This window comes from Mycobacterium sp. E2989, assembly GCF_001667595.1.
In the GTDB taxonomy this organism is placed as follows: Bacteria; Actinomycetota; Actinomycetes; order Mycobacteriales; family Mycobacteriaceae; genus Mycobacterium.
On the sequence record NZ_LZJX01000109.1, the window covers coordinates 24,658 to 36,198 of the forward strand.

Here is an 11,541-nt window from a genome sequence, read left to right on the forward strand (position 1 = left end):
GCGCGCGGGCCGTGCGGGGCATCCGTCAGGCCGGGTGGGTCAGCCAGGCGTGCCAGCGCACGAGCAGGCCCGGCGTATCGGTGGCCAGGACGTCGTGGACGGCGGTGGGCACGTCGGTGTGGCCGACCCCGCACACCGCCAGATACAGGTCGCGCAGCTTGGCGGCCCCGTAGGTGTCCGCGACGAAGCGGGCGAACCACCACGCGCGGTCGTAGGACAGCGAGCGCTGCGGCCCGGGCGCGTCCAGGTCGGCGTCCGAGGGCAGCGTCAGCGGCACCGGCAGCGCATCGGGGGGCACCGGCGTCTGGGGCCGGGCGATGAAGTCGGCCACCCCTTCGGCCAGCCATCGGGGCGCATCCGGGGCGGTGTCCACACGCGCGGCGTAGTGAAAAAGCTCGTGCGCCAACACAATTCGTAGCGCACCCGCGGTCATGCCGGCCGCACCCGGCGCGAACACGATCCGCTCATTGATGGCCGCCCGGCGCGCGGGATCGACACGGTCGACGACGGTTACCGCCGCGATGTCGGCCCATTGTGCCGGCGGGCCCCCGCCCGCGGCGGCGCGGAACTCCTCGTCGGTGCGGGCCGCGATCACGGTGATCTCCCGCGACCAGTCGACACCCCAGAACGCTTCGACCGCGTTGATCGCGCCGCCGATGTCGGCGGAGACGCGCGACAGCAGGCGGTCGCCGCCGAGTCCCAGCAGCCGAACGGTGCGGTCGCCGGCGACCATCGACCTGGTCGCCGCGGCGACCTCGCTACGCGCTGGAGTGATCAGCTGCGCGGGGCGTGCGCGGCTGTCGCTTTCCGCGTCGAAGGGCACGGCCGCGGCGACGATCAATTCGACAACGAATACCCAGGCCAGCAGCATCGTCAGCCGCTGGCGCGGCGTCCGGGGGCCCCTACTAGTAGCGGCGGGCGTCGTGGACCGGGCCTGCGGCATTCATCGGCACCACCCGCACCGGCTGGCCGTAGGTGGAGGAATGGATCACCATGCCGTCACCGACGTAGAGGCCGCTGTGTGACGCGTCGTTGTAGAAGGTGATCACGTCCCCGGGCTGCAGGTCCGACAGCGCCACCGGTTGGCCGCCCGTGGCCTGCGCCTGGCTGGAGTGCGGCAGCGATATGCCGGCCTGCTGGAACGCCCACATCACCAGCCCGGAGCAGTCGAATCCGCCGGGCGCGGCGCCACCCCACACATACGGCGAGCCGACCTGGGTCAGCGCCGCCTGCACGACGGTCGCGCGGTCACCGCCGCCGACCCCGCCGCCGAACGGTCCGGGCATTCCGCCGGGCGGCGGCGCCTCACCGGGTACCTGTCCGGCCGGTGGCGGCGCGCCCGGCGGCGCGGCGTCCGGCGCGGGCGCGCCGGGTGCCGGGAGCCCGGCCGGGATGGGCCCGGGGTCGGCGAGCGCGGTGCGCTGCTCGGGCGACAGGGATACGTATTGCGACTTGACGACCGCGATCTGCACCTGCAGCTGACTTTGCTTGGACTGCAGGCTCGCTCGCACCGCGGCGGCCTGCTCGGCCGCGCTCTTGGCGTCGGCGGCGGCCTTCGCGGATTCCCGCTCGGCCTTGGCGGCCTGCTCGCCGGCCACCCGGAAGTTCGTCATCTGGTCGGACATCTGCGTCGCCATCAACCGCTGCATGGCCAGCTTGTCGATCAGCCCCTGCGGCGATCCGGCGGTCAGCATGGCCGTCATGCCGTCGACCCGGCCGCCCATGTACGTCGCGGCGGCGAGCTTGTTCACGGCGCCCTGGAACGAGGCCAGGCGGGCCTTGGCGGCGTCGACGGCGGCCTGGGCGTCGTCGTGCTTCTTCTCCGCCGCACGCTCGGCCACCAACTTGTTGTTCAGGTCGAGCTGCGCGCTGTGCATCGCCTCGGTGGTCTGCTCGGCCTGGCGGGACAGCTCGTTGAGCTTCGCCAGCGCGTCCTCGGCCGGGTCGGCCGAGACGTTCGCGGCAAGGACGCCGGAAAAGACCGTGAAGCCCGCTAGGGTCCCGATGGCAGATCGTGTGAGGACACGCGCAAACGGGTATCTAGAGTCAAGCCTCAAGATTTTGCTTCCTTAAACGGCCATCGACGACCGCGCGTCGTCGAGCTGGTTTAGGTCTCAAACAGGTTACGAAACGATATCGACGTTTGTCCAAAGCGAGCGGTTAAGAAATTGGAAAGATTTCTGTCATAACCATGTGAACGCCGATGTCCCCCTCGTAAACCTTTGGCACACAAAGCATCTTAAGCCACCCCAAAATCGTGTCCGCGGCGGATGGGTACCAGCCGCAATCGCGGCGCGAGTCCCGCATCGGCAAGCACCGCCAATGCAGCGCATTCATCCTCCGACAAAGTTTCCGGGACCCCGAGTAACACGCTGACGACGCAGTCGCGGCATCCCGGGCCGCGCACCGCGCAGTCGTCACAGTCGATCACCACCGGCGCCCCCGCTTCCGGCACCGTCGCGCCGTAGCTGTCGGGCCCACTGCTTCGTGCCATCGGATCGGTCCTCTCGGTCAGGCTTGGCGAACGTCAGGTCGGACTACCCGAACGGTAACCGCGGCCACCGACAACCCGCCGGGGTCGCGTTTGGGCTGGCACCGGGCCCGGTTCGATCGGCGTGGCGGCCGCGCTGGTGTCGGTGGCGGCGCTTAACGTCGCGGCCATGGGTGCCGGTGGTGCGACTCAGCTCAGCTTCGCCGAGTTGGGGCCGTCATTTGCCACCGCCGAAGTACCGCTGCGGGACACCACCTTCGTGATAGTCGACCTGGAAACCACCGGCGGGCGCACGAAGAGCACCGACGGAAGCGTTCCCGACGCCATCACCGAGATCGGGGCGGTCAAAGTCCGCGGCGGGGTGGTCCTGGGCGAGTTCGCCACGCTCGTCGACCCGCAGCGCAGCATCCCGCCCCAGATCGTGCAGCTCACCGGCATCACGACGGCGATGGTGTCCGACGCCCCGACCATCGACGCGGTGCTGCCGATGTTCCTCGAGTTCGCCGGCGATGCGGTGCTGGTCGCCCACAACGCCGGGTTCGACATCGGGTTCCTGCGCGCGGCGGCGGCGCGGTGCGATATCGCCTGGCCGCGGCCGCAGGTGCTGTGCACGGTGCGGCTGGCCCGCCGGGTGCTCAGCCGCGAGGAAGCGCCCAGCGTGCGGCTGGCCGCCCTGGCGCGGTTGTTCGCCGTCGCCACCCAGCCCACGCACCGCGCCCTCGACGACGCCCGCGCCACCGTCGACGTGCTGCACGCGCTGATCGAGCGGGTGGGCAATCAGGGCGTGCACACCTTTGCCGATCTGCGTTCCTACCTGCCGGACGTGACCCCGGCCCAGCGGCGCAAGCGCGTCCTCGCCCACGGCCTGCCCCGCCGGCCGGGGGTCTACCTGTTTCGGGGGCCGTCCGGCGAGGTGCTCTACATCGGCACCGCCGTCGACCTGCACCGCCGGGTCGGTCAGTACTTCACCGGCGCCGACCCGCGCGGCCGGATGAAGGAGATGGTCAACCTGGCCACCGCGGTCGACCACGTCGAGTGCGCCCACGCGCTGGAGGCCGGCGTCCGCGAGCTGCGGCTGCTGGCCGCGCACGCCCCGCCCTACAACCGCCGGTCGAGGTTCCCGCACCGCTGGTGGTGGGTGGCGCTCACCGACGAGGCCTTCCCGCGGCTGGCGGTGGTGCGGGCGCCCGGGCACGACCGCGCCGTCGGCCCGTTTCGGTCCCGCGCCGACGCGGTCGACACCGCCGACCTGCTCGCCCGCCTCACCGGCCTGCGGACGTGCACCGCCCGGCTGGGCCGCTCGGCCCTGCACGGCCCGGGCTGCGCCGAGGCGGAGGTCTCGCCCTGCCCCGCGGCCCGCGACATCACGCCCACCCAATACGCCGCGGCCGTGGCGCGCGCCGCCGCGTTGATCGACGGAATGGACAACGCCGCCCTGTCGGCCGCCGTGGACCAGGTCACCGCGCTGGCCGCCCGGCACCATTTCGAGAGCGCCGCGCGCCTGCGCGACCGCATCGCCACGGCCGTCGAAATATTGTGGCGCGGCCAGCGATTGCGGGCCTTGGCCGCGCTGCCCGAGCTGATCGCCGCCGCACCCGACGGCGAGGGCGGATACCACCTCGCCGTCGTGCGGCACGGCCAGCTCGCCGCGGCCGGCGCGGCGCGCCGCGGGGTGCCCCCGATGCCGGTGATCGACGCCATTGTGGCTGCGGCACAAGCGATCTTGCCCATCCCGGCGCCTCTGGGCGGGGCGTTGGTGGAGGAATCCGCGCTGATCGCGCGCTGGCTGGCCGGTCCGGGGGTGCGCATCGTCCGCGTCGACGACTCCCCCGACGCCGCGGGCTGGGCTTCGCCGTTGCGTTCGGCCGGCGTGTGGGCGGCGTGGGCGGCCTCGGCACGCTCGGCGCGGCTCGCGTATGAGCAAGTGGCCCAACGCGACTCAGAGCTGCTGGCTGAACCGCACCCATCGCGCGAGCAGCTGTTCGGCCGCACCGGAGTCGATCGCCGCGCAGGCGCGTTGCAGCCCGTCCTCCCAAGCCGGCAGCCATTCAGCGCGGCTGGATAGGCCGGCGTGCGCGACGATCGCCCCGGCCGCGTTCAGCACGACGGCGTCCCGGACCGGCCCCTTGGCGCCGGCCAGCACCGCGCGCACCTCCGCCGCGTTGGCTTGCGCGTCACCGCCCAGCAGGTCGACGAGATCGGCTCGGGCGAAACCGAATCCGGCCGGATCGAAGGTCAGCTTGTCCACCGTCCCGGCCTGCACCCGCCAGATCGTGCTGGTGGTCGTCGTGGTCAGCTCGTCCAGCCCGTCGTCGCCGTGCACCACCAGCACGCTGGATCGACGCGCCGCGAACACCCCCGCCATCACCTCCGCCAGGTCCGCGAACGCGCAGCCGATCAGGCCCGCCCGCGGCTTGGCCGGATTGGTAAGCGGCCCAAGGAGATTGAATACGGTCGGCACCCCGACCTCGCGGCGCGCCGCCGACGCGCGCCGGTACGACGGGTGGAACAGGGGCGCGAAGCAGAACCCGATGCCGACTTCGGTCAGGCTCCGCGCGACCTGCTCGGGTTCCTGCTCGATGCGCAGCCCGAGCGCCTCCAGAGTGTCGGCGCCGCCGGACAACGACGAGGCCGCCCGGTTGCCGTGTTTGACCACCGGCACGCCCGCGGCCGCGACCACGATCGCGGCCATGGTGGAAAGGTTGACGGTGTTGACGCCGTCACCGCCGGTCCCGACGACGTCCACCGTGTCGTCGCGCATGCCGGCGGGCATCGGCAGCGCGTGGCTCAGCATGACGTCGGCCAGCTCGCTCACCTCGGCCGCGGTCGGCACCTTCATCTTCATCGCGACCGCGAACGCGGCCACCTGCGCCGGGCTCGCGTCACCGGCCATGATCTGCTCCATGGCCCAGGCGGCCTGGCCCCGCGCCAGATCCTGGCCGTCGGTCAACCGGGCCAGCACCCCCGGCCACGACGGCGCCGCGCCCCGGGCGGAACCGCCGAGGGGCGAAGCCTCAGATGACAGAGCCACGCGCCGATGGTCCCACGAGGAGCGAACCTCCCCCAACCGGCGCGGACGGCCGCCCGCATCCGGCGCGGTCGCGACGCGAAAAGATCAAATGCCGCCCCGGGTGGAGTTCAACAACTACAAAGCGTCATACTTGCGGATGTGACCAGCGCTGTAGGGACCTCGGGTACTGCAATCACGTCGCGGGTTCATTCGTTGAATCGACCCAACATGGTCAGTGTCGGCACGATCGTCTGGCTCTCCAGCGAGCTGATGTTTTTTGCTGGCCTGTTCGCGATGTACTTCACCGCGCGTGCCCAGTCCGGCGGCAAGTGGCCGCCGCCGCCGACCGAACTCAACCTCTACCAGGCCGTGCCGGTGACGTTGGTGCTGATCGCGTCGTCGTTCACCTGCCAGATGGGGGTGTTCGCGGCCGAGCGCGGCGACGTCTTCGGGCTGCGCCGCTGGTACGTGATCACCTTCCTGATGGGCCTGTTCTTCGTTTGCGGGCAGGGCTACGAGTACTTCCACCTGGCGACGCACGGCACCACGATCCCGGGCAGCGCGTACGGCAGCGTGTTCTACCTGGCGACCGGGTTCCACGGCCTGCACGTCACCGGCGGCCTGATCGCGTTCATCTTCCTGCTGGCCCGCACCGCGATGAGCAAGTTCACCCCGGCGCAGGCCACCGCGAGCATCGTCGTCTCCTACTACTGGCATTTCGTCGACATCGTCTGGATCGCGCTGTTCACCGTGATCTATTTCATCCGATGAGCCGACGGCTCCGAATAAAGCAATGAACAGGAGTGCTCGGTTGAAGAAGCTGGGGTCCATGCGAAACCGGAAGCCGCGACAAGCACAGCGTGACCGCTCCCGGCGTCGGCTGCGCCGCCGCCTGTCGGGTGGGCTGTTGCTGCTGATCGCGCTGACCATCGCCGGCGGCCTGGCCGCCGTGCTCACGCCCCGCCCGCAGGTGGCCGTCGCCGACGAGTCGTCCTCGGCGCTGCTGCGGACCGGCAAGCAGCTCTTCGAGACCTCGTGTGTGTCGTGCCACGGCGCCAACCTGCAGGGGGTGGCCGACCGCGGCCCCAGCCTGATCGGCGTCGGCGAGGCGGCCGTGTACTTCCAGGTGTCCACCGGCCGGATGCCCGCGATGACCGGCGAGGCCCAGGCGCCGCGCAAGGAGCCGATCTTCGACGAGGCGCAGGTGGACGCCCTGGGCGCGTACGTGCAGGCCAACGGCGGCGGCCCGACCACGGTGCGCAACCCCGACGGCAGCCTGGCGATGAAGTCGCTGCGCGGCGAGGACACGGGCCGCGGCGGCGACCTGTTCCGGCTCAACTGCTCCTCGTGCCACAACTTCACCGGTCGCGGCGGGGCGCTGTCCTCGGGCAAGTACGCGCCGCCGCTGGAGGCGCCGAACGAGCAGCAGATCCTGGCGGCGATGCGGACCGGCCCGCAGAACATGCCGAAGTTCTCCGATCGCCAGCTGTCCTTCGAAGCCAAGAAGGACATCATCGGCTACATCAAGGCGGTGACCGAAGAGCGCCAGCCCGGCGGCTACGGCCTCGGTGGATTCGGGCCCGCCCCCGAGGGCATGGCCGCGTGGATCATCGGGATGGTCGCCGCCATCGGTTTGGCACTGTGGATTGGGGCACGAGCATCATGAGTGACGTGAATGCCGTCGGCGGCTCTGACACCGACAAGGGCGCCGCGCCGAACGAACCCGACGAGGCGGCCCTGGCCGCCATGTCGCAACGCGAGCTGGTGGCGCTGGGCGGCAGGCTCGACGGCGTCGAGACGATCGTCAACGAACCCCGCTGGCCCGTCGAGGGCACCAAGGCCGAGAAGCGCGCCGAGCGTGGCGTCGCCCTGTGGCTGTTGCTCGGTGGCGGTTTCGGACTGGCGCTGCTGTTGGTCTTCCTGTTCTGGCCGTGGGAGTACAAGCCCAAGGATTCCGCGGGCAGCCTGCTGTACGACCTGGCCACCCCGCTGTACGGCCTGACCTTCGGGATGTCCATCCTGTCGATCGCCGTCGGCACCATCCTGTATCAGAAAAGGTTTATCCCGGAAGAGATTTCGATCCAGGAGCGCCACGACGGCGCTTCCCGGGAGATCGACCGCAAGACGGTCGTGGCGAACCTGACCGACGCCCTGGAGGGCTCGACCGTTCGGCGCCGCAAGGTCATCGGGCTGTCGTTGGGGCTGGGCCTCGGCGCGTTCGGCCTTTCGACCCTGGTGGCCTTCGCCGGCGGCCTGATCAAGAACCCGTGGAAGCCGGTGGTGTCCACCGCCAACGGCACGAAAGCCGTGCTGTGGACGTCCGGCTGGACCCCGCGGTATCAGGGCGAGACCATCTTCCTCGCGCGAGCCACCGGATCCGCAGGCGCCTCGCCGTTCATCAAGATGCGTCCGGAGGACCTGGACGCCGGTGGCATGGAAACCGTCTTCCCGTGGCGGGAGTCCGACGGTGACGGCACCACCCCGGAATCGCAGGAAAAGCTGCGCGCGATCAACCAGGGCGTGCGCAACCCCGTGATGCTCATCCGGGTCCGGCCGACCGACATGCCCAAGGTGGTCAAACGCCAGGGGCAGGAAAGCTTCAACTACGGCGAACTGTTCGCCTACACCAAGGTCTGCTCGCATTTGGGTTGCCCCGCATCGCTTTTCGAGGAGCAGACCTACCGCATCCTGTGCCCCTGCCACCAGTCGCAGTTCGACGCCCTGCACTTCGCCAAGCCGATCTTCGGCCCGGCGGCTCGTGCGCTGGCGCAACTGCCCATCACGATCGACACCAACGGGTATCTGGTCGCCAACGGTGACTTCATCGAGCCCGTCGGACCGGCATTCTGGGAGAGGACGACAACATGAGTCCAAGACTGAGTCCCCCGAAACCGCCGAAGATCGGCGAAGTCCTGGCCCGTCAGGGCGAAGACATCGACACGCGCTATCACCCGTCCGCGGCGGTGCGCCGGCAGCTCAACAAGGTCTTCCCGACGCACTGGTCGTTCCTGTTGGGCGAGATCGCGATGTACAGCTTCATCGTGCTGCTGCTCACCGGCGTGTACCTGACGCTGTTCTTCGACCCGTCGATGGCCGAGATCACTTACAACGGCGTCTACCAACCGCTGCGCGGCGTGGACATGTCCAAGGCCTTCGCCTCGACGCTGGACATCTCGTTCGAGGTGCGTGGCGGCCTGTTCGTCCGGCAGGTACACCACTGGGCCGCACTGATTTTCGCCGCGTCGATCATGGTTCACCTGGCCCGCATCTTCTTCACCGGGGCGTTCCGACGGCCGCGCGAGGCGAACTGGGTGATCGGCTCGCTGCTGTTGATCCTTGCCATGTTCGAGGGCTACTTCGGCTACTCGCTGCCCGACGACCTGCTCTCGGGCATCGGGCTGCGGGCCGCGCTGTCGTCGATCACGTTGGGAATGCCCGTGATCGGCACCTGGCTGCACTGGGCGTTGTTCGGCGGCGACTTCCCTTGCGGCGGTGTGGGTGACGAGTGCGCCGCGGCGGGCTACATCATCCCGCGCATGTACGCCCTGCACATCCTGCTGATCCCGGGGATCATCCTGGCGCTGATCGGCCTGCACCTGGCGATGGTCTGGTTCCAGAAGCACACCCAGTTCCCCGGCCCGGGCCGCACCGAGCACAACGTCGTAGGCGTGCGGGTGATGCCCATCTTCGCCGTCAAGTCCGGCGCGTTCTTCGCCGCGATCGTCGGCGTGCTCGGCCTGATGGGCGGCCTGCTGCAGATCAACCCGATCTGGAACCTGGGCCCCTACAAGCCATCTCACGTCTCGGCGGGTTCACAGCCCGACTTCTACATGATGTGGACCGAGGGCCTGGCCCGTATCTGGCCGCCGTGGGAGTTCTACTTCTGGCACCACACCATCCCGGCCGCGGTCTGGGTGGCGCTGATCATGGGGTTGATCTTCATCCTGCTGATCGTCTACCCGTTCCTGGAGAAGCGGTTCAGCGGCGACTACGCGCACCACAACCTGTTGCAGCGCCCGCGCGACGTCCCGGTGCGGACTGCCATTGGCGCCATGGCGATCTCGTTCTACATGCTGCTGACGCTGGCGGCGATGAATGACATCATCGCGCTGAAGTTCCAGATCTCGCTGAACGCGACGACCTGGATCGGCCGCATCGGAATGGTCATCCTGCCGCCGGTGGTGTACTTCATCACCTATCGGTGGTGTATTGCCTTGCAGCGCAGCGACCGCGAGGTGCTCGCGCACGGCATCGAGACCGGCATCATCAAGCGGCTGCCGCACGGGGCGTACATCGAGCTGCATCAGCCGCTGGGCCCGGTCGACGACCACGGCCACCCGCTGCCGCTCGAGTACCAGGGTGCGGCGTTGCCCAAGCGGATGAACAAGCTGGGCTCGGCGGGTTCACCGGGTAGCGGCAGCTTCCTGTTCGCCGACCCGGTTTCCGAGGATGCGGCGCTGCGCGAGGCGGCACACGGCGCCGAGCAACGCGCCCTGACCGCCCTGCGCGAACACCAGGAGAGCACCGTCGGTTCGCCGAACGGCACGAACGGCGAGCACCACTAGGTTTCGCGCCGGTCCGGCTTCAGGCCGTCGCGCACTGCTGCTGGGCCGCCCGCAGGATGGAGCCGGCGGTCAGGAACGCCGGCTTCGTCTGGTCGCGCGCTTCGACGGGAAGGTCTGCCGCGCAGCGCAACACCATCAGGGCGAGCGCGCTGTGGGTGGCGTACGGGATGACCAACAGGTTGATGCTTGCGTCTCCCCCGACGAAGGTCATCACGTGCTGGCGTTTGCGTTCCCAGCCCGACCAGTTCAAGTCGGGCGGCCGTTGCAGCGGTGGCCAGTTGACGTTGATGGAGCGGATGTCCCCCAGCAAGGGAGTCAGAATCGCTACCAGGCCGGGCAATTCGTTGGTGATGCGGTCCGCACGCGGCCACCACGCACCGTCGATGACGCGACCGAGTTCGCGCGCCACTGACAGCCGGACCGGATTGACCCCGCGTCGTCGTTCAAGCGATTCGGTCATTCCACGACCTGGTGAACTCGGCCAGGCAATTTCCCAGCATCCACGGGCGTCCCTTCAGTCGGCGTCGTCGGCCCGGCGAGCGCGGGCGGACGGAGGAATCGCATTCCCCGTGGGCGACCTCCGCCGGGGGCGGGGGAAACCTCTGACAACGAAACAGCTCGCGGTCGACGCTACGCCACGGGTGGACGGTCGCAACCGCCAGGGTTGACGGCTCAGCCGCCGGGCGATCGCGATGGTGGGCTGGGCGCGGGCGTGCACTACAGTGGCGAGTGCCTGACCGTGGCGCTGTCCAGGTGAGCGGGGGGCCGACACCGTGAGGATGGGCCTGAGTGGCGATACAAGACTGGGGCGACGCGCCGGAGATCCATCCCTCGAAGATCCGGGTCGGTGACATCATCGGTACGCTGCGCCCCACGCAGCTGCGTTACACCGTCAAGATGATCAGCGAACCGCGCTCGGTTCCCCGGCGCTGGACCTTCTTCGGCCGCGACGACAACGGCACTCAGCACACCGGCACGTTCAGCGAGGACGAGCTGGTCCGCAGGTACGCCAAGGCGTCCTGACCGGCCCCTAGGTCGCGGCGACCGCGCGGCGCAGCTGGCGAACGTGCAGCCACTCGATCGCCGGCATGCCCGCGGTGATCGCGCCGGCGATCCCGTAGGCGACCCAGGACGGGCCGTCGTGACCGACTGCCATCAGGTAGGTGGCCGTGGCGACCGCGACCAGCGCCGCCCCCATGGCCCCCACCAGCAACACGGTGCCGCGCAACCACGCCCGGTCGACCGCCTCGCCCGACCAGTCGGAGTCGGCCGGCGGAGCCGGGGTCTGCACCCTCGGCTGCCGCGCGCGTTCGGCCGCGGTGCGCGGCGCCTGCGACATCAGCCGCACAGGCGGCCGGTTGGGCGCGGTCATCCCCCGGGCGGCCGGGTCGGTCTGGGCCATCCGGCGGGCCCGCAGCAGCATCGGGATGGCCCCGGCGATGATCAGCGCGGACACGACGATCACGGCGTACAGC

At 69.8% G+C, this 11,541-nt stretch carries 11 protein-coding genes and 1 pseudogene; 6 read left to right on the forward strand and 6 right to left on the reverse strand.

The features are described 5' to 3' along the window. Positions 1-25: 25 nt before the first annotated feature. From A5680_RS19645 to A5680_RS26345, 3 genes are all read right to left on the reverse strand, one after another. A complete protein-coding gene (locus A5680_RS19645; RefSeq protein ID WP_055401010.1) occupies positions 26-871 on the reverse strand; it encodes a hypothetical protein in 846 nt (281 codons plus the stop codon). A gap of 34 nt (positions 872-905) precedes the next feature. Next, complete coding sequence (gene ripC / locus A5680_RS19650) at positions 906-2,057, reverse strand: peptidoglycan hydrolase RipC (protein WP_067822295.1); 1,152 nt, start codon at positions 2,055-2,057, stop codon at positions 906-908. A 182-nt stretch (positions 2,058-2,239) separates the two neighbouring features. Then, positions 2,240-2,494, reverse strand: a complete 255-nt coding sequence (locus A5680_RS26345) for a hypothetical protein (protein WP_082459760.1) — start codon at positions 2,492-2,494, stop codon at positions 2,240-2,242. 166 nt (positions 2,495-2,660) lie between these two features. On the opposite strand from A5680_RS26345, the pseudogene A5680_RS25415 reads away from it, so the two are divergent. Then, a pseudogene (locus A5680_RS25415) lies at positions 2,661-4,493 on the forward strand (DEDD exonuclease domain-containing protein); the annotation flags it as partial. Here the strand turns inward: A5680_RS25415 and trpD are convergent. Further along, positions 4,431-5,522 carry an anthranilate phosphoribosyltransferase gene (gene trpD / locus A5680_RS26350; RefSeq protein WP_067822297.1) on the reverse strand — a complete coding sequence of 364 codons (1,092 nt, stop codon included), beginning with the start codon at positions 5,520-5,522 and terminating at the stop codon, positions 4,431-4,433. The pseudogene A5680_RS25415 and the gene trpD sit on opposite strands and share 63 nt — an antisense overlap. Before the next feature lie 138 nt (positions 5,523-5,660). Between trpD and A5680_RS19660 the strand changes: the two genes are divergently transcribed. From A5680_RS19660 to A5680_RS19675, 4 genes are read left to right on the forward strand one after another with little or no spacing between them, the layout of a single operon-like run. Further along, entirely contained in the window at positions 5,661-6,272 is a 612-nt protein-coding gene (locus tag A5680_RS19660; protein WP_055401014.1) for a heme-copper oxidase subunit III, read from the forward strand. A 40-nt stretch (positions 6,273-6,312) separates the two neighbouring features. Next, positions 6,313-7,167 (forward strand): c-type cytochrome, encoded by an 855-nt coding sequence (locus A5680_RS19665; protein ID WP_369808504.1) that lies wholly within the window; start codon positions 6,313-6,315, stop codon positions 7,165-7,167. Further along, the gene (locus tag A5680_RS19670) at positions 7,164-8,369 is read left to right on the forward strand and encodes a ubiquinol-cytochrome c reductase iron-sulfur subunit (RefSeq protein ID WP_067822300.1); all 1,206 of its coding nucleotides are present in this window, start codon (positions 7,164-7,166) and stop codon (positions 8,367-8,369) included. Before A5680_RS19665 ends, A5680_RS19670 begins: the two co-directional genes overlap by 4 nt. After that, entirely contained in the window at positions 8,366-10,066 is a 1,701-nt protein-coding gene (locus tag A5680_RS19675) for a cytochrome bc complex cytochrome b subunit (RefSeq protein ID WP_055401018.1), read from the forward strand. The genes A5680_RS19670 and A5680_RS19675 overlap by 4 nt, the downstream gene beginning before the upstream one ends. Positions 10,067-10,085: 19 nt before the next feature. Here the strand turns inward: A5680_RS19675 and A5680_RS19680 are convergent, their stop codons facing one another. Then, positions 10,086-10,526 (reverse strand): DUF5994 family protein, encoded by a 441-nt coding sequence (locus A5680_RS19680; RefSeq protein ID WP_055401020.1) that lies wholly within the window; start codon positions 10,524-10,526, stop codon positions 10,086-10,088. A gap of 329 nt (positions 10,527-10,855) precedes the next feature. On the opposite strand from A5680_RS19680, the gene A5680_RS19685 reads away from it, so the two are divergent. Continuing rightward, on the forward strand, positions 10,856-11,089 hold the full coding sequence (locus A5680_RS19685; protein WP_055401022.1) for a hypothetical protein: 234 nt from the start codon (positions 10,856-10,858) through the stop codon (positions 11,087-11,089). Between the two features lie 7 nt (positions 11,090-11,096). On the opposite strand, the gene A5680_RS19690 is transcribed toward A5680_RS19685, so the two are convergent. After that, positions 11,097-11,541 (reverse strand): DUF2561 family protein (locus A5680_RS19690; protein ID WP_067822303.1); only part of this gene is annotated, 445 nt, incomplete at its 5' end.